Here is a 16,576-nt window from a genome sequence, read left to right on the forward strand (position 1 = left end):
GATCCCGCCCCTTATTCAACGTTGGGGGAGGTTCGACGCTGACAGCTCAGGCGTCCCCAAACGATAAGAAGCAGGCCTAAATACGCCACTGATACCGTGAGGTGAACAAGGATGGATGTAGAGTGGGGGTGCCAGTTAAATGCTGCTTTTCATAATTTGCCGTCCCATTGCTGAAAGCAGTTACCCTATTCGGCCCCTTATACTGTTTTCATTCCATTACTCCACCGGAGGTAGCGTCCCATGAGCCATACCCCAAGCCGTCAGGATTTCGATCACTACATGACGCCCAACTACGCCCCACAGCAGGTTATTCCGGTGCGTGGCGAAGGCAGCCGCTTGTGGGATCAGCAGGGAAGCGAATATATCGACTTCGCTGGGGGGATTGCTGTTAATTCTCTGGGTCACTGCCATCCGGTGCTGGTCAACGCGCTTAAAGAGCAGGGCGAAAAGCTATGGCATCTTTCCAACGTGTTCACCAACGAACCCGCGCTAAAGCTTGCCAAGACGCTGACGGAACGAACCTTCGCCGACAAAGTGTTTTTATGTTCTTCCGGCGGTGAAGCCAATGAGGCCGCGCTAAAGCTGGCGCGCCGTTGGGCGGTGGATCACCACGGCGAGCACAAAGATAAGATCATCTCGTTTCATCAATCCTTCCACGGCCGCACCTTCTTCACCGTGAGCGTGGGTGGCCAGCCGAAGTACTCCCAGGGTTTTGGCCCGGTGCCGGGTAGTATTCTGCATGCCAACTTTAACGACCTGGAAAGTGTGCGCGAGCTTGTCGGTGACGACACTTGCGCAATCATGGTTGAGCCTATGCAAGGCGAAGGTGGCATCGTTCCCGCTACCCAGGAATTCCTCCAAGGCCTGCGCGACCTTTGCGATGATCACAATGCGCTGCTGATTTTTGATGAAGTGCAAACTGGGGTTGGCCGTAGCGGCGAGCTCTACGCGTATAAGAACTTCGGCATTACCCCGGATATTCTCACCAGCGCCAAATCGTTGGGCGGTGGCTTCCCTGTCGGTGCCATGTTGACCACCGATGCAATTGCGAAATCCTTGGCAATTGGCACCCATGGCTCTACCTACGGCGGCAACGCCCTGGCGTCGGCGGTGGCGCTGGCAGCGGTCGAGTTTATTGATACCCCCGAGGTGCTTGGCGGCGTAAAAAAACGCCATGATTTATTCCGTGAGCACCTGGAGACCATCAACCGCAAATACGGCGTGTTTAAGGAGATCCGCGGCATGGGGCTGCTGATAGGTGCGCAAATGTCGGAGGCTTACGAGGGCCGCGCCAAAGACATCCTGCCGCTGGCCATAGAGGAAGGCTTAATGGCCTTGATCGCTGGGCCTAACGTGCTGCGTATGGCCCCGTCGCTGGTGATTCCGGAAGCCGATATTGCAGAAGGAATGGCTCGCCTTGAGCGCGCCATTGAGCGGTTAGTTGCGGCAGCATGAGTGAGCCAACCGCAGCCACACAAGAGGGGGCGTTGAGGATGCTGGTTATTCGACCGGTGACAATGGCAGACCTGCCGGCGCTGGAACAGTTGGCCGAGCACGCGGTACCCAGACTCACCAATCTACCCGCCAACCGCGAACGGCTCGAGGAGCGCATCGTGCGCTCTGAGGCTGCCTTCAACGGCGAGGTGGATTACCCCGGAGATGAGCACTATACCTTCGTGCTGGCGGACGATGCCCGCGGGGAAGTGTTGGGCACGGCGACCATTCGTGCCCAGGCGGGGGCCAACGAAGCCTACTACACCTACCGCCAGGAAACGCTGATTCATGCCTCGCAGCAGCTCAACGTGCGCCGCGAAGTGCAAACCCTGGCGCTTTCCCACGAAGTTTCGGATGCCACGCTGCTGTGTGCGTTTTCGCTTAATCCGCGCTACAAAGGAACCAGTGCGGAAAGCCTACTGCGTCGGGCGCGGCTGATGTTTATCGCCCAGTATCCGGAGCGCTTTTCACGCATTTTGGCGGTGGCGTTCCCGGGTTACCTGGACGCCCGCAGCGAATCGCCGTTCTGGGAGAGTGTGGGCCGCCACTTTTTTGCCCGCAGCTTTCAAGAGATAAACCACATTGCCGGGGTGCGCTCGAAAAGCTTTATCGCCGAAGTGATGCCCCAGTTTCCGCTTTATCTGCCGCTGTTGACGCCCCAGGCGCGGGCCGCAATTGGCCGTGAACACCCCGCCCACGAAGAGGCCCTGGAAGAGATGCTGGCGGAAGGTTTTGTGCGCTCCCGCCATGTGGATATTTTTGATGCCGGGCCGATCGTTAAAACCGAGCGCGAAAGGCTGGAGTCCTTCCGCAGTGCGGCGTGGCACCCCGTGCGACTTCGCCCTGAACATACCCTGCCTGATGCCGAACCGGCGATGATTGCCAACCAGAAGCTGGGCGGGTTCCGCTGCATTGTGGCGCGCTATGCGCTGTCGCCTACCGGCCAATTGATGCTGTCACCGGAACACGCCAAACAGCTGGGCGTCGAGGAGGGCCGCGCGGTGCTAGCCGCGCCGTTAACCCTGCCGAGTGCGGTGGACGCGCTCGATGAAGGAGAAATGTAATGCGCATTCGACCCATTGCTCGCGACGATTTGGATGGGCTCCAGGCGCTTGCGCAGCAGGCGGGGGTGGGGTTTACCTCGCTACCGGACAACCGTGAGTTTTTGGCGGGCAAGATTGAAGCCGCTGCACGTGCCTTTGAGGAGCGCACGCCGGTGGATGACCGGCTGTATTTCTTTGTGCTGGAAGACGAAGATAACAATGAGCTGGCGGGCTGCTGCGCCATCGAAGGTCAAGTAGGCCGTGAGGTGCCGTTCTACAACTATCGGCTGGGCACCTTGGCGCACTCGTCAATCCAACTCGATTTGCACCGCACCATCGACACGCTGTTTTTAAGCTCCGACCACACCGGCGACGCCGAAGTGTGCTCGCTGTTTGTGCGCCCGGAATATCGCGGTGAGGCCAACAAACATTTGCGCAATGGTGCGCTGCTCTCTAAAGCTCGCTGGCTGTTTATCGCCCAGTTTCGTGACCGCTTCCCCGATAAAGTACTGGCGGAAATGCGCGGTGTCTTCGACGAGAATAACGTCAGCCCGTTCTGGGAGAGCTTGGGAAAACACTTCTTTCCGATGGATTTCAACGAAGCGGATCGCCTCACCGGCCTGGGGCAGAAGAGTTTTATCGGCGAATTGATGCCCAAGTTCCCCATCTACACCACCTTTATGGCCGAGGAGGCGCGCGCCTGCATTGGTCAGGTGCACCGTCATACCCGCCCGGCGCTGGAAATGCTCAAAAAAGAAGGGTTACGCTGGGAAGGCTACATCGATATTTTCGACGGCGGGCCTACCGTGGAGGCCTACGTTGACGATGTGCGCGCGATACGCAATTCACGGCTCTGCCAGGTGGAAATTTCAACCCGTGCTGCGCAAGAGAGTGTCAGCCGTTGGCTGGCGGCCACGTCGAATATGCTCAGTTTTACCGCCAGTTGGATAGGCCGCGCGCCTACCCATGACAACACCATTGTGCTTAGCGAGCAGGAAGCAAACCGTCTGGGTGTCACTACCGGTGACCAGGTTCGCTTGCTCGAAACCTAAGCACGGCAATCGTTCGGCAACGTCGAGGAGACAACGATGCACGCCCAACAGCAGCAATTGATCAACGGCACCTGGGTCGCCGGCGAAGCAGACACCCTCACCAAGTACGATCCGGTTTCCGCGTCGTTGTTGTGGGAAGGGGGAGAGGCCTCCAGCGAACAGGTCGCCGCTGCGGTAGACGCCGCGCGGGGCGCCTTCCCCGGTTGGGCGCGCACGCCCTTTGACGAGCGCCAAGCGCTGGTCGAACGTTTTGTCGAAGTGCTTACCGCTCGGCGTGAAGACCTGGCCGTAGCGATCGCCTCTGAAACCGGTAAGCCGCTCTGGGAAGCACGCACCGAAGCGGGCGCGATGATTGGTAAAGTGGCGCTCTCTCTGAAGGCTTACCATGAGCGCACCGGCGAGCGCGAAAAAGAGGTCGGCAGTGCAAAGGCCGTGCTGCGCCATCGCCCCCACGGCGTGATGGCGGTGTTCGGTCCTTACAACTTCCCCGGCCACTTGCCCAACGGCCACATGGTGCCAGCACTGCTGGCGGGTAACACTATGGTGTTCAAACCCAGCGACCAGACCCCGCTGACCGCCGATTTAACCCTGCAGTGCTGGTTGGAAGCCGGGCTGCCCGCCGGGGTAATCAACCTGGTGCAAGGTGGCGTGCCGGTAGGACAAGCCTTGGCTGGGCACCCCGATATTGATGGCCTGCTGTTTACCGGTAGTGCCAAAGTGGGCGGCATGCTACACCAGCAGTTTGCCGGGCAGTTGGATAAGATCCTCGCCCTGGAGTTGGGCGGCAACAACCCGCTGGTAGTAAAAGATGTCGATGACGAGCGTGCCGCGGTACTGAGCATCCTGCAGTCGGCGTTTCTGTCCGGCGGCCAGCGCTGCACCTGCGCTCGCCGCTTGATGGTGCCCCAGGGCGAAGTCGGTGATCGCCTGATTGACGCGCTTTCCGACGCTATTGCCAAGCTGCACGTGGCCGGCCAGTTTGAGGAAGAACCCGCGCCCTTCTTTGGCGGCTTGGTCAGCGTAGCCGCCGCAGATGGTCTACTCAAGGCACAGGATGCGTTGGAAACCATGGGCGGCACGGTGATCAATCGCATGAAGCGCCTGCAAGACAACACCAGCCTGCTTAGCCCCGCGCTGATCGACGTGACCGGCCTGGACGTGCCCGACGAGGAGCATTTTGGCCCGCTGCTGAAAATCCATCGCTACGGCGATTGGGATGAAGCGCTACAGCTTGCCAATAATACCCGCTACGGGCTTTCCGCCGGGCTGATCGGCGGCGATCAAGCTGACTGGGAAGATTTCCTGCTGCGTATTCGCGCCGGGATTGTTAACTGGAACCGCCAAACCACCGGCGCTTCCGGCGATGCGCCGTTTGGCGGTGTGGGCGACAGCGGCAACCATCGGCCTAGTGCCTACTATGCAGCGGATTACTGCGCCTACCCGGTAGCGTCCATGGAAGCCGACAGCCTGGAAATGCCCGATACACTGCCCCCGGGAGTCAACCTATGAGCGCCACCAACATCAGCAACGTCAGGGAAGTCAATTTCGACGGTTTGGTCGGCCCAACCCATAACTACTCGGGGCTGGCTGTGGGCAATGTCGCGTCCATGAGCCACGGCGGCCTGGTCTCCAATCCCAAAGAGGGCGCTTTGCAGGGGCTTGCCAAAATGAAGTCGCTGATGGACGCGGGCTACGCCCAGGGCGTACTGCCTCCCCAGCAGCGTCCGGATATTGGCGCGCTGCGTGATTTGGGCTTTAGCGGCAGCAACCGCGAAGTACTGGCCCGTGCCGCCAAAGAGGCGCCGCAACTGCTGCGGGCGGTATGCTCTGCCTCCAGCATGTGGACGGCTAATGCGGGCACCATTACCCCCAGTTTGGACGCAGCGGATGGCCGGGCGCATTTCACCCCTGCCAATCTGCAGTCCAGCTTTCATCGCTACTTGGAACCGGGCACCACTGGGCGGGTGCTGCAGGCGATCTTCCGCGACGAGCAACATTTCGCCCACCACCCGGTGCTGCCCGCCACGCCAGCGTTTGCTGATGAAGGCGCGGCGAACCATACTCGCTTATGCGGTGAGTACGGCGAGCCGGGCGTTCATCTGTTCGTGTATGGCCGCCAGGCGTTTGGCGACGTGCATAGCGGCGCGCGCGAACCCAAGCGTTACCCTGCCCGCCAGACCTTGGAGGCCAGCCAAGCGGTGGCGCGCCAGCACGGGTTAACAGACGCGCAAACGGTGTTTGCCCAACAGCACCCGGACGCCATCGATGCGGGTGTATTCCATAACGACGTCATTGCGGTGGGCAACGGCCCCGTGCTGCTCTACCACGAAATGGCCTTTCTGGACGAAGAAGGCACCCTGGATGAGTTGCGCGGCAAAATGACCACGCCGCTGATACCGGTGCGAGTGCCCTTGGAGGCAGTAAGCATGGAAGATGCCGTCGCGTCGTATCTGTTCAATTCGCAGCTGCTCTCCAACCCGGACGGCACCATGACCCTGGTAGTGCCAGGCGAATGCCAGGAGCGCGAGGCGGTATGGCGCACCATTCAAGATCTCCTACTGGCGGGCCATAATCCCATCAGTGACGTGATCGTTAAAGACGTTAAGCAAAGCATGCGCAACGGCGGCGGCCCCGCTTGCCTGCGCCTGCGCGTGGTGCTAACGGAGGCCGAACGTGCAGCGCTCTCTGGCCGCGTGCTGCTCAACGATGCGCTTTATGATGACCTAATCGCCTGGGTCAACCGTCACTACCGCGACCGCCTCGCTCCCGATGATCTCGCCGACCCACAGCTGGCAGAAGAGTCCCTCACTGCACTGGATGAACTCACCCAATTACTCAAGATCGGGTCTGTTTACCCGTTTCAGTTGGGGTAGGAGCTCCCAGCAGTTGGTTTTTAGGGAAAAACCATAGGCTAGTCGTCTCCAGGCCATAGTCCTTGCAGGTGTATTCAAGGGTGCTATGATTTGTGTTAACTATTCACACAGGGGGTTGGCTATGCCCAGAACAACGAGCATTACTATCGGCGAACAACTAGACGATTTTGTGGGGAAATTGATTGCGTCTGGTCGCTACGGCTCAACCAGTGAGGTCGTGCGTTCAGCCTTGAGATTACTTGAGCGCCAGGAGCATCAAACGGCAGCGTTGAGAAATGCTGTTGCAGAGGGTGAGCGTAGCGGTGAAAGCAACTTGTCTCTGCACGATATAGCCGCCCAGGTAAAACAGAAACACGATGTATAAGCTGTCCAACCTGGCGGCAGAAGATTTTGCCTCCATTTACGAGTATACCCTGCTTAACTTCGGCGCTCTCCAGGCCGATGCTTACACTGATAATCTTGAGGGCACCTTGCGCCTACTGTCTGGTTCTCCGCTAATGGGTTGTGAGTGCCCAGAGATCGGCGATGGAGTACGCCGTCATGATCACCAACGACACGCCATTTTTTACCGGCAACGTGAGCAAGATATTTTTGTCATCAGGATACTCCATCAGCAGATGGAACCGTTGAAACATGTTTTTGAACTATGACGGTGAGCGTAAAAAGCCTGATAGCATCTTAACGACCGAGTCCTGTCCTAGAGGCATCGTGCTCTCAGGAAGTCGCATTGCGACATGCATGTTGACCTTAACGATAGGAGTGCTGTTTTCAATGCCGATCAGTACAAATGCAGGCGGTTTGAATTTCGAGGTGTTAGTTTCAGAGCAGGGCGCAGCGAGCCAAGTACCAGCACTTCAGCGCTTTGAAGCGCGAGATGGAACAGCATTAGCGTATCGGCATTATCCCAGTGAATCTCCTACTGCACTTATTGTTCTTCATGGATCAGGAACGGATAGCAAATATTTGGCCACTTTTGCCCAGGCGTTAGCTGATGCAGGCGCCGCAGCTGTGTATACCCCTGATATACGGGGTCATGGCCCCTCTCCGCAACGGCGCGGCGATATCGACTATATCCATCAGCTTGAGGACGATCTGGCTGATTTTATTTATCACATCAAAACGGAAAACTCAGCAATATCCAGATTAGTGGTAGGAGGCCATTCGTCAGGCGGAGGACTTGCTATACGCTTTGCTGGTGGGGAGTACGGGCACCTTGCCTCTGCATACCTCCTGCTGGCGCCCTATCTGGGGCACGATGCCCCTACCGTTCGTAATAACTCGGGGGGATGGGCTGAGCCGAGTGTGGCTAAAATTATTGCGCTATCTCTTCTCAACAGGCTCGGCGTAAAAGGCTTGAATGGCGTGACCGTGCTGCGATTTAACCTACCTCCTGAGTACCGGGATGGGTCAGAGACACTGGCTTATTCTTATCGGCTGATGACGGGGTTTAATCCCTCTAACTACCCGGATGACCTTCGTTCTATCAATGTGCCGAGCCTTTTCCTAACCGGCGCCGAGGATGAAGCCTTTTTCGCCGATCGCTTTGAGTCTACCGTTCGACCGCATGTCCCTGACGCCGAGGTCACCACTGTCCCCGGCACATCGCACTTGGGGCTGTTAGTGAATGAAGAAGGCACTGAAATAGTGCGTCAGTGGCTTCAAGCGCGAAGCAGGACATCATCGATGTGTACTTTTGAAAACAGCTAAAGTTTGATGGATGATAATCAGAAGAGAGCACTCAGTTAGGGGCATATGAAGTATCAGTTTTAAGTTAACCACCGTACTGGAGACCGGCGATTTGAGAAAAGTATTAATGAGCGCCTGTCTCTTGGGTAAAAAGGTTCGCTATGATGGTGGCGCCCTTTCCGTGGATGATCAGATCGTTGAGCAGTGGCGTTCTGAAGGACGAATCGTTTCTGTTTGCCCCGAAGTTGAGGCGGGGATGAGTATTCCCAGGCCGCCCGCGGAGATTTTCCAAGGCAGTGGTAAGGGTGTTTTAAACGGTGAGGTCGATGTTATCGAAAACGATGGAGGCAAGGTGACCAATGAATTTTTAGCAGGTGCCTCTATCGCTTTGAACCTGTGCCGTAAATTCGATATCGATATCGCAGTGCTTGCTGAGTTCAGTCCTTCATGCGGAAGCACCGCTATTTATGACGGCAGTTTCTCTGGTAAAAAAGTACCGGGTATGGGAGTAACAGCCGCACTGCTTCGGGAACATGGTGTGCACGTGTTTAGTCAGTATGAAATAGCCCAAGCTAACACTGCACTTCTTGCTACAAGTTCGTGAAAGCAGCACTAGGATATCGAGATATGACGCCTATTATTCGGTCTACTAACGACAAGGCGTTCGCGGAAAAATTAATTCGCCAAAATATGTCTGCTTACTACGAACAGTTGGATATGCGCTGGAATACAGCCCTGTTTGATAAACAATGGGATGAGTTAGACAGTTACGAATTAGTTATTAACGCTAGCCCAGTAGGGTTGTTATGCATAAATCACGATGAAGCCGCTTACTATATTAGAGAGCTACAAATTGATCAGAAGTGGCAGCGCCAAGGCTTAGGCACAACGGCTATTCGCTACACGGAGGAAACTGCCCAACAGTCGGGCATCCGCTTACTTCGGCTGCGTGTGTTTTGCATCAACCCAGCAATAGCGCTATACGAGCGTATGGGGTTTCGCGTGCGTAAAACCGAGGGCGGGACTCACTATATGGAGAAAAGGATTGATTAGCTGCTCAAACTGAATCGTGTTGTACTCCCTGATGCCTTACTCCTTTACTGTCGCAATGATGTCTGTCATATCGGTCACTTCTAAACCATCCTCCCGTATTAGTTTCGTTTCAACACGCAGTCCATCCCTCGTTTGTAGCTGAAGGCGAAGCGGTGTATTGCCAGGTTCTAAGTGCTCTCCGCCCCACTCGCGAAGGGCGATAACCACGGGGAAGAGTGCGTGGCCTTTCGCTGTTAGCGCATAGCCTTTGCGGGCTCGTTGTCCTGAATCACGGTATTGGTAGCGCTCTAAAATACCTTCTTGAACCAATCTGGCAAGCCGGTTGGACAAAACTGAGCGAGTAATACCCAGGTCTTCTCTGATTTGATCGAAGCGCTCAGCACCACATATCACTTCTCGCAGAATCAGCAGCGACCACGTATCTCCCACAGCCCGGATCGCCTTGGCAAGCGAGCATTCTGAGACGGGAACACGTGTGTGGGAAGTGTGTGTTTCGGTGTGGTTTTTCATATTCCAATGATAGCAAAGTTTGAAAACAGAACTAAGCGCGACTACCCTGAGTCTTTATTAAAGACTCAGGTGGCCGATATGACACAATCTGACTTTCTCCACGAGCGCGATCCTACAGCGCTCACAACTGACCTTCGTACACTCGCTGCGCTGGCCTTGGTACCGGCAATCGGCCTAGGTATTGCACGATTTTCCTACGCATTACTTCTACCCTCTATGAGCTCAAGTCTTGGGTGGAGCTATGCCGATGCAGGCTGGATGACCTCGGTAAACGCAGCAGGGTATCTTATTGCCGCGCTGATTTCGGCCCGTTTTATTGGAGTTGTTGGGGCCAATCGAGTCATGCGTACGGGGATCTTCGCATGCGTGATCGCTTTGATCATGATGGGGGTATTTCGCCACACTGCATTACTCAACATCTCCTGGTTTTTGGCTGGACTAGGCGGCGCTAGTGCGTTTATTGCTGGTGGGGTTATCGCCGCCCAAGTATCCCAACGCCATCCGGCACGAGCGTCGTTTTTACTCGGCATCTTCTATGCGGGGCCAGGTTTAGGCATTGTGCTTTCGGGGGTTGGCGTTCCCTGGGTTCTGAGCCACTGGGGCACAACGGCTTGGCCTAATGCTTGGTTAGCATTGGCGGCCATATCAGTGGTACTCGCACTCGGCGTCGTATGGGGTGTTCGCGTCATGCCACAAAGCCGAGTTCAGGCACATGCATCGGCACCATTAGCTTCTATGCAGTGGATGCTGGTTGGCTATGGTTTTTTCGGGGCAGGCTATATTACTTACATGACGTTCATGATCGCCTGGATACAGTCCCACGGTGAGAGTGCCGCGTTTCAATCGCTATTCTGGATCGTGCTGGGCTTGGCTGTGACTGTCTTCCCTTGGCTTTGGGCTGGTGTGCTGCAAAATCAGCGCCACGGACGTGCATTTGCGATGCTTAATGGATTGACCCTGATTGGCGCTGCATTGCCGCTTATGTCAAGTGCTTGGCCTGTTTTACTGGCGTCGTCTGCGGTTTTCGGTTGTGCCTTTTTTGGTGTCGTGGCGTCTACGACGGCCTTCGTGCGGAGAAATTGCCATGCTTCGTCATTGGCGTCGGGTATTGGTGCGATGACGGTCGCGTTTAGTATTGGCCAGACATTGGGGCCAACGCTAAGTGGTTGGTTGAACGATCTAACTGGGGGGCTGACGGTAGGATTATTAACGTCAGCCGTCTTTTTAAGCGCCGCAGCGCTAATAGGTTTATTGCAAAAAGATTTCGGGGCAGGGCTGTCAGCACAATGAATATCAGGTATGGCTGGCTATCTGCTTGCACCATGCCAACGGCGCCCATACTGTCATGTTCGTTTAAGTCGCTCTTGGGTTAACTAGTTAAGTTGTTTGGCTTTGCCAATATTGAGCAGGGCAATACCTGCACCAATTAATAGAGCGCCTAGTAGTAAGCCCTCGGGGGCGGTTTCACCTTGTAGCAATATGGCGACCGGAACGCCCACCACGGCGCCGACGGAACCTAATAAACTCAGAAACACCGGGCCGCCGCTCTTCTGTAGCAGAAAGAGCAGTAAGAACTGGCCGGCGAAGACCAGCGCCTGTACACCAATCAGCATGATCGGCAGGAAGCGGTCTGTCGAAACACCCAGTGAGAATCCCGGCAGTAAACTCACGCAGAGTAAAATGACGGCCGCGGCGATGAGCATCCCGGGTGCCAGTGCATCGCTGGAAACGCCAACTGGCCAGCGCAAGGTTCGGTAGAGGTTGCCGATGGCCAGCAGTACGGGGCCAATCAAGGCGAGGAGAATCCAGAGGTAATTGGCATCAGGCGCGGAAAGCTTATGGAAGGCCAGGGTGATGGCGCCTGCTAGGGCTGATATAACCCCCGCTGCCCGGGTAACCTGGAAGCGTTCCATTTTTAACGTTAATGCGCCGACGTAGGTGAGTAGTGGTGGCAGGGTGATGATTAATGCCACGAACCCAGCACCCACATGGGGGATGGCTAAGAAAAATAGCAGGTTGGCGCCCGCCACGCCTAGCAAACCGGATACGGCGTAATACTCAAGGGTGCGAAGGTTAACCGGCGGTAGATTGCGGCGAAAGGCTGCGAGAACCAGCAGAATTAGCGCCGCCCCCGAAATGGACCAAAACAAAAAAGCGACCGCTGACAGCTGCATTTCACCAGCAAGTTTAGCCAAATTGGTCGATAGACCCAGCAAGGCGCCACAGGCTAACAGATACATCAGTGGGGCAAGCCAGGCTCGTTTAGGTGAGTGTGTGACGCTTGTGGTTGATAATGTCATTCGTCATGCTCTCGATAAGTATCTTGACGTCAAGGTATGCGCGATTAATCTTGACGTCAAGATAATTAGGCGCAAAATGCTCATATGGATCATGTAGACAACATTCTCAAACAGTGGCGGCAGGAGAGGCCCGACCTTGATGTTACGCCCATGGGCACCATCGGGCGGGTCAAACGGCTGAACCATACCTTAATGCGTGCAATGGAGAAGACCTGGGCGAAATACGGTCTTAGTGACGCAAGTTTTGACGTTCTAGCAACGCTACGCCGAGAGGGGGCGCCCTACGCCTTATCGCCTGGGGATTTGATGGCATCCACCATGGTCACCTCAGGCACCATGACCCACCGTATCAATCAACTGGAAAAGGCAGGGTTGATTGAGCGGGTCAAAAACCCAGACGATGGCCGTGGTTTTCTGATCTCTCTCTCGCAGCCTGGATTTGATTTGATCGACGAAGCAGTGGCCGCCCATGTGGAAACCCAGGCACAGCTGGTGAGCGGGCTGACCGAAGAGCAACGGGAGCAACTCGATGAGTTGCTTAAGCATTTCCTGGCGGGATTTGAGCAGCAGTGATGCGTGCGTGTTACGCGCTCCTTTACAGGATGGAATGACCGGGACGATGAAGGCGTTTACGCCAAACCAACCCGCTGCGGTGGCGGCTTGACTGAGCTCATGTAGACTGCTGTCCATCAACCTGAACAGCAAAAGGTCCAGCTTCAGCCATGACAACTCCGAACCAGCGTTTTTCCGATGCTGAGCGGCGTGGTCTTTACCGCGCCATACACGAGCGGCGCGACGTGCGCTCGCAGTTTCTGCCCGACCGGATTCCGGCAGACGTGCTGACTCGCCTTTTAGAGGCCGCGCATCACGCGCCGTCTGTGGGATTTATGCAGCCCTGGGATTTCATTGTGATTGAAAGTCGTGACGTCAGGGAAGCGGTGCTTGCGATGTTCGAGCAGGAGAATCAGAAAGCCGCCGAGCGCTTTGAAGGCGAGCGCCAGACGCATTATCGCAGTCTTAAGCTGCAAGGCATCATGGAAAGCCCGCTTAATCTCTGCATTACCTGCGATCGAAGCCGGGGCGGCCCCCATGTGCTGGGGCGCAACAGCATCGTGGATACCGACCTGTTCAGCACCTGTTTAGCCGTGCAAAACCTGTGGCTGGCGGCGCGGGCGGAAGGGATTGGCGTTGGCTGGGTGAGTATTCTCGACCAGGCGCAGCTAAGTGTGGCGTTGAATCTGCCCGAGCACGTTTATCCGCTGGCGTATCTTTGTCTTGGCTACGTGAGCGAGTTTTTAGAACAGCCGGAACTGGAAGCCAAGGGCTGGCGCTCCCGCCTGCCATTAAGCGAACTGGTGCACGGCGATAAGTGGGGACAGCCGCGAGGCAGCGGCGGGTGACTAGGGCATCTGGCTTGCCGTGCCCTGTCCATCTTTTCTTTGTCTGCGGCGCTGACTCTTGTCGAGGTACATGCGCTCATCCGCGAGCGCCAGTACCCGTTGGGCAGGGGCTTCGCTTGAGCTGGCGCACCCCTGGCTCACATGCAGCGCGAGGGCTTCGCGGGCGCCGTCAGCCGTTGTGATGATGCATTGCTGATCAGGCAGGTGTTCCCTGATCAAGTCAGCCAGACGCGTGGCGGCCGACATGCTCGCAGACGGGAACAGAACGACGAATTCGTCGCCGCCATAGCGCGCCAGAATGTCGCTGTCGCGGCAATGCAGCTGTAGGCTTTCGGCCACGGTGGTGATCAACTGGTCGCCCGCGATGTGCCCATAGTGGTCATTGACTTCCTTGAGTCCGTCGACATCCAGCATCAGTACGGCAAAATCCAGGCTTGGCGTTTGCGCCTTGCCCTGAATGCTTGCCTGTAGCGCGGATTCTAGAAAGCCTCGGTTGTAAAGGCCGGTGAGGCCGTCGCGCTCTGCGGTTTTCTTCAATTCCAGATGCAGTAGTTTGTTTTCGGTCGCCGCGGCTAGCTGATCGGCAAACAAGGGTAATATCGGCTCCAGCGTGCTGTTCGGCTTGGGCGCCTTCACGATCAGCCAGCCTTCGTAAAGGCTGAGACGGCCGCCCATGGACGTGGTATAAAGCATCTCACCGTCGCTTGTCTGGTGCGTTTTGAGCGTGTGGGGCGGGTTGGCGAACAAGTCCGTCAGTCGGCGCTCATCTTTTGAGCCAATGCCCGCGGTAGCTGCATAGCGGGTCACGTCGGGCCGTTGTCGTTCTTGCAGGTATACGGCAAAGCCGTAGTCAGGAAAATGGCTGTGCAGGTGGTTTAAGGAATCATTCAGCAGACGATGGATGTTGGTGGCGCTATTGGCGACCGTCCCCAGATCCAGCAAGGCGTGAAAAACCCGGTTCTGAAACTTTATTTCGCCAATGCTGCGGCCGATCTTACGATTCTGGCTGTAGGTGACGCGGCCGATGGTCAGAAAATAGACGACGGCGCCCGTCCACTGGTAAATGTCTAGCGAATTGCTGATAGTGGGGCGAAAATCGCCGCCGGTGAGGGCGCTTGCGCCTGCCGCCGCGATTGTGAAGAATGCTGCTGACACAAACATCTGTCGTAGACCGCCGACCACTAAGTTGTTCATCAAACAGGCAAGGCCAATGGTAACGGTGGCCAGAACGTAAAAGTCCAGCACGCTACACCAAGCCCCAAGCAGCAGGCTGTCGCAGAGCAGATTTCTGAACTCGGCACGCTTGGAATTCTGAGCGCTTGCCGCATGCAGATACGCGAGACCTGGCCAGATCAGCAGCAATACGCCCGGCAGAATAAGCGTCCAGCCGCTACCTTCGGCCACGGCGATCCAGACCGTTAGACCGAAGGTATGGCAGAAGGCAAAAACGCGCGGAGCAAGCGTCGCTAATGCAAGCCGGTGGGCATGTTTCACTGAAATAGGTATGTGCAAAATAGTGTGCACTCAACGTTATTTGACTACCAGACTACCAGACTAGCAGCTTAGGAGGTTAGGAAGGGCTTTTATAGGAGATGGTAAGGGTGTCAGTCTTTTTCATTATGTCTCGAAAAGCGCTCAGCTACGCCAAACGCCTACGAAAGCCGCGCCTGCTGGCTGTCACTTGTTTAGATGGCAGGCTCGAGCGCATGAGCTGATCGCCGATTATCGAACGCCGACGCGCCCCTGAGCCTCGGGCTGACTTAACCTCTTGACGTTTGTCTCCTATGCTTACAGCAGAGCATTTTTTGCACCAACAAAGGCATCGCGATGAGTCATACATTAACCGGTCACAATCGTCCTCAGCAGGTGATTGAGGCTATCCAGCAAACCAACCAGCCGCTGCCAACGGCGACACGCCAAGCTAAGCACGCCAAAATGGCTGCTTCGCCGTATCGTTTTTTTCGCGGTACCAATCACTTGTATTGGCAAGACGTTTGGCACGATTGGCGCTTTGCGCTGTTCGGCGGTTGGCCGAATACCCAGACCTGGCTGCAAGGCGACGCCCACGTTTATAATTTTGGTGCTTATGGTCATCACGATGACCAAGTGCGCTACGGCATGGATGATTTCGACGACGCACTGATAGGCGACTATCAGTACGATGTTTGGCGGCTGGCTATCAGCGTAGTATTGGATGGGCGTGAAAATGCCGAGCTAAGCGCCAACGCCATTGATAAAGCGCTTAAAAAGTTATTAGAGGGTTACTACCAGACGTTGGTGGAACATACCGACGACGATACCCCGATTAATGCGGTGACGCTGGACAATGCCAAAGGCCAACTGAAGCCTTTCTTGAACAAAGTGTCAGATAAGCAAAGCCGTGCGCGCATGCTTGAAAAATGGACCACCGTTGACGAGCAACAAGGCCGTCAGTTTGCCGAGCGTCCGGGTAAACTGGCTAACCTGCCCGCGAATGTGGCCAGCAAACTGCGCCGCTTGATTGAGCAGGATTATCAGCAAACCCTCCAAGATCCGATAAAAGAAGCTAATCCCCATCATTTTCGCGTAAAAGACACCGCGCGCAGGTTAGACGCGGGCACCGGTTCGTTGGGTGTCGAACGTTACTATGTGTTGATTGAAGGCGGCGTTGAGCAAGAGCACGACGACATCATTCTGGATGTGAAAGAGCAGGTAGCGCCGGAAGCCTTTCGTTTTATGACCAAAGCTCAGCAGCAAGCGTGGCGAAAGTTATTTCCCAACGAAGGCATTCGTCATGCGGCGGCATTTCATGCGATCGCAGAACACCCGGACGCCTATCTCGGCTGGCTAACCATGAACGACAAGGTGTTTTCGGTGCGCGAACGCTCGCCGTTCAAGAAAGATTTTCCTACTCATAAGCTGTCCGGCGCCAAGCCCTATCGTAAGCTGGCTAGTCAGTGGGGGCAGATTTTAGCGCGCGAGCACCTGCGCGGTGCGCAAGCATTGAATAATGGTGACCACCGGCCGTTTGCTAAGGCCGTTTGCCAGCGTCTGAAAGGGCGTGAAGCGCAGTTCGTTGACGTTGTGTCGACCTTGGCGGTGGCTTATGCCGACTGCGTCGAGCAGGATTACGGCGTGTTTATCGATCATTTTCTGGCCACCAACGCGCCCTGACAGTTAAGCGGC

At 56.0% G+C, this 16,576-nt stretch carries 17 protein-coding genes; 14 read left to right on the top strand and 3 right to left on the bottom strand.

All coding sequences use genetic code 11. The features are described 5' to 3' along the window. Positions 1-240: 240 nt before the first annotated feature. From BLR97_RS10110 to BLR97_RS10155, 10 genes are all read left to right on the top strand, one after another. Positions 241-1,455 (top strand): aspartate aminotransferase family protein, encoded by a 1,215-nt coding sequence (locus BLR97_RS10110; protein WP_089705815.1) that lies wholly within the window; start codon positions 241-243, stop codon positions 1,453-1,455. Between the two features lie 38 nt (positions 1,456-1,493). Further along, positions 1,494-2,558, top strand: coding sequence for an arginine N-succinyltransferase (locus tag BLR97_RS10115; protein WP_089705817.1), 1,065 nt, complete (start codon positions 1,494-1,496; stop codon positions 2,556-2,558). Next, positions 2,558-3,589 (top strand): arginine N-succinyltransferase, encoded by a 1,032-nt coding sequence (astA, locus tag BLR97_RS10120; protein ID WP_089705820.1) that lies wholly within the window; start codon positions 2,558-2,560, stop codon positions 3,587-3,589. The genes BLR97_RS10115 and astA overlap by 1 nt, the downstream gene beginning before the upstream one ends. Positions 3,590-3,625: 36 nt before the next feature. Further along, positions 3,626-5,098: a succinylglutamate-semialdehyde dehydrogenase gene (astD, locus tag BLR97_RS10125; RefSeq protein ID WP_089705823.1), complete on the top strand. Its 1,473-nt coding sequence runs from the start codon at positions 3,626-3,628 to the stop codon at positions 5,096-5,098. Then, positions 5,095-6,462, top strand: a complete 1,368-nt coding sequence (gene astB, locus BLR97_RS10130; RefSeq protein ID WP_089705826.1) for an N-succinylarginine dihydrolase — start codon at positions 5,095-5,097, stop codon at positions 6,460-6,462. The genes astD and astB overlap by 4 nt, the downstream gene beginning before the upstream one ends. A 121-nt stretch (positions 6,463-6,583) precedes the next feature. Continuing rightward, complete coding sequence (locus BLR97_RS10135) at positions 6,584-6,826, top strand: type II toxin-antitoxin system ParD family antitoxin (protein ID WP_089705829.1); 243 nt, start codon at positions 6,584-6,586, stop codon at positions 6,824-6,826. Further along, the gene (locus tag BLR97_RS10140; protein ID WP_089705832.1) at positions 6,819-7,112 is read left to right on the top strand and encodes a type II toxin-antitoxin system RelE/ParE family toxin; all 294 of its coding nucleotides are present in this window, start codon (positions 6,819-6,821) and stop codon (positions 7,110-7,112) included. The genes BLR97_RS10135 and BLR97_RS10140 overlap by 8 nt, the downstream gene beginning before the upstream one ends. 121 nt (positions 7,113-7,233) lie before the next feature. Continuing rightward, a complete protein-coding gene (locus BLR97_RS10145) occupies positions 7,234-8,169 on the top strand; it encodes an alpha/beta hydrolase (protein ID WP_089705835.1) in 936 nt (311 codons plus the stop codon). Between the two features lie 76 nt (positions 8,170-8,245). After that, positions 8,246-8,752, top strand: coding sequence for a 2-thiouracil desulfurase family protein (locus BLR97_RS10150; RefSeq protein ID WP_089705838.1), 507 nt, complete (start codon positions 8,246-8,248; stop codon positions 8,750-8,752). Between the two features lie 23 nt (positions 8,753-8,775). Next, positions 8,776-9,201: a GNAT family N-acetyltransferase gene (locus tag BLR97_RS10155; RefSeq protein ID WP_089705841.1), complete on the top strand. Its 426-nt coding sequence runs from the start codon at positions 8,776-8,778 to the stop codon at positions 9,199-9,201. A 36-nt stretch (positions 9,202-9,237) separates the two neighbouring features. Here BLR97_RS10155 and BLR97_RS10160 read toward each other — a convergent pair whose 3' ends face one another. Then, a complete protein-coding gene (locus BLR97_RS10160; protein ID WP_211605100.1) occupies positions 9,238-9,630 on the bottom strand; it encodes a winged helix-turn-helix transcriptional regulator in 393 nt (130 codons plus the stop codon). A gap of 69 nt (positions 9,631-9,699) precedes the next feature. Here BLR97_RS10160 and BLR97_RS10165 point away from each other — a divergent pair, with 69 nt between their 5' ends. Continuing rightward, positions 9,700-11,001, top strand: a complete 1,302-nt coding sequence (locus BLR97_RS10165) for a YbfB/YjiJ family MFS transporter (RefSeq protein ID WP_211605102.1) — start codon at positions 9,700-9,702, stop codon at positions 10,999-11,001. 83 nt (positions 11,002-11,084) lie between these two features. On the opposite strand, the gene BLR97_RS10170 is transcribed toward BLR97_RS10165, so the two are convergent. Then, positions 11,085-12,011: a DMT family transporter gene (locus BLR97_RS10170; RefSeq protein ID WP_089705849.1), complete on the bottom strand. Its 927-nt coding sequence runs from the start codon at positions 12,009-12,011 to the stop codon at positions 11,085-11,087. Positions 12,012-12,095: 84 nt separating this feature from the next. On the opposite strand from BLR97_RS10170, the gene BLR97_RS10175 reads away from it, so the two are divergent. Continuing rightward, a complete protein-coding gene (locus BLR97_RS10175) occupies positions 12,096-12,584 on the top strand; it encodes a MarR family winged helix-turn-helix transcriptional regulator (protein ID WP_089705852.1) in 489 nt (162 codons plus the stop codon). 149 nt (positions 12,585-12,733) lie between these two features. Further along, positions 12,734-13,411, top strand: coding sequence for a 5,6-dimethylbenzimidazole synthase (gene bluB, locus BLR97_RS10180; protein ID WP_089705856.1), 678 nt, complete (start codon positions 12,734-12,736; stop codon positions 13,409-13,411). Here the strand turns inward: bluB and BLR97_RS10185 are convergent, their stop codons facing one another. Beyond that, a complete protein-coding gene (locus tag BLR97_RS10185) occupies positions 13,412-14,923 on the bottom strand; it encodes a sensor domain-containing diguanylate cyclase (protein ID WP_244511280.1) in 1,512 nt (503 codons plus the stop codon). 315 nt (positions 14,924-15,238) lie between these two features. On the opposite strand from BLR97_RS10185, the gene BLR97_RS10190 reads away from it, so the two are divergent. After that, on the top strand, positions 15,239-16,564 hold the full coding sequence (locus tag BLR97_RS10190) for a DUF2252 domain-containing protein (RefSeq protein ID WP_089705862.1): 1,326 nt from the start codon (positions 15,239-15,241) through the stop codon (positions 16,562-16,564). The last annotated feature ends 12 nt before the right edge of the window (positions 16,565-16,576 follow it).

The sequence above is a fragment of the Vreelandella arcis genome, assembly GCF_900103865.1.
Lineage (GTDB): Bacteria > Pseudomonadota > Gammaproteobacteria > Pseudomonadales > Halomonadaceae > Vreelandella > Vreelandella arcis.

Excerpts from the sequence above, each read along its gene's own strand:
- BLR97_RS10190 (WP_089705862.1), top strand. The coding sequence starts at position 15,239 with ATGAGTCATACATTAACCGGTCACAATCGTCCTCAGCAGGTGATTGAG.
- bluB (WP_089705856.1), top strand. The coding sequence starts at position 12,734 with ATGACAACTCCGAACCAGCGTTTTTCCGATGCTGAGCGGCGTGGTCTT.
- BLR97_RS10170 (WP_089705849.1), bottom strand. The coding sequence starts at position 12,011 with ATGACATTATCAACCACAAGCGTCACACACTCACCTAAACGAGCCTGG.
- astA (WP_089705820.1), top strand. The coding sequence starts at position 2,558 with ATGCGCATTCGACCCATTGCTCGCGACGATTTGGATGGGCTCCAGGCG.
- BLR97_RS10175 (WP_089705852.1), top strand. The coding sequence starts at position 12,096 with ATGGATCATGTAGACAACATTCTCAAACAGTGGCGGCAGGAGAGGCCC.
- astB (WP_089705826.1), top strand. The coding sequence starts at position 5,095 with ATGAGCGCCACCAACATCAGCAACGTCAGGGAAGTCAATTTCGACGGT.
- BLR97_RS10135 (WP_089705829.1), top strand. The coding sequence starts at position 6,584 with ATGCCCAGAACAACGAGCATTACTATCGGCGAACAACTAGACGATTTT.
- BLR97_RS10110 (WP_089705815.1), top strand. The coding sequence starts at position 241 with ATGAGCCATACCCCAAGCCGTCAGGATTTCGATCACTACATGACGCCC.
- astD (WP_089705823.1), top strand. The coding sequence starts at position 3,626 with ATGCACGCCCAACAGCAGCAATTGATCAACGGCACCTGGGTCGCCGGC.
- BLR97_RS10155 (WP_089705841.1), top strand. The coding sequence starts at position 8,776 with ATGACGCCTATTATTCGGTCTACTAACGACAAGGCGTTCGCGGAAAAA.
- BLR97_RS10115 (WP_089705817.1), top strand. The coding sequence starts at position 1,494 with ATGCTGGTTATTCGACCGGTGACAATGGCAGACCTGCCGGCGCTGGAA.
- BLR97_RS10140 (WP_089705832.1), top strand. The coding sequence starts at position 6,819 with ATGTATAAGCTGTCCAACCTGGCGGCAGAAGATTTTGCCTCCATTTAC.
- BLR97_RS10145 (WP_089705835.1), top strand. The coding sequence starts at position 7,234 with ATGCCGATCAGTACAAATGCAGGCGGTTTGAATTTCGAGGTGTTAGTT.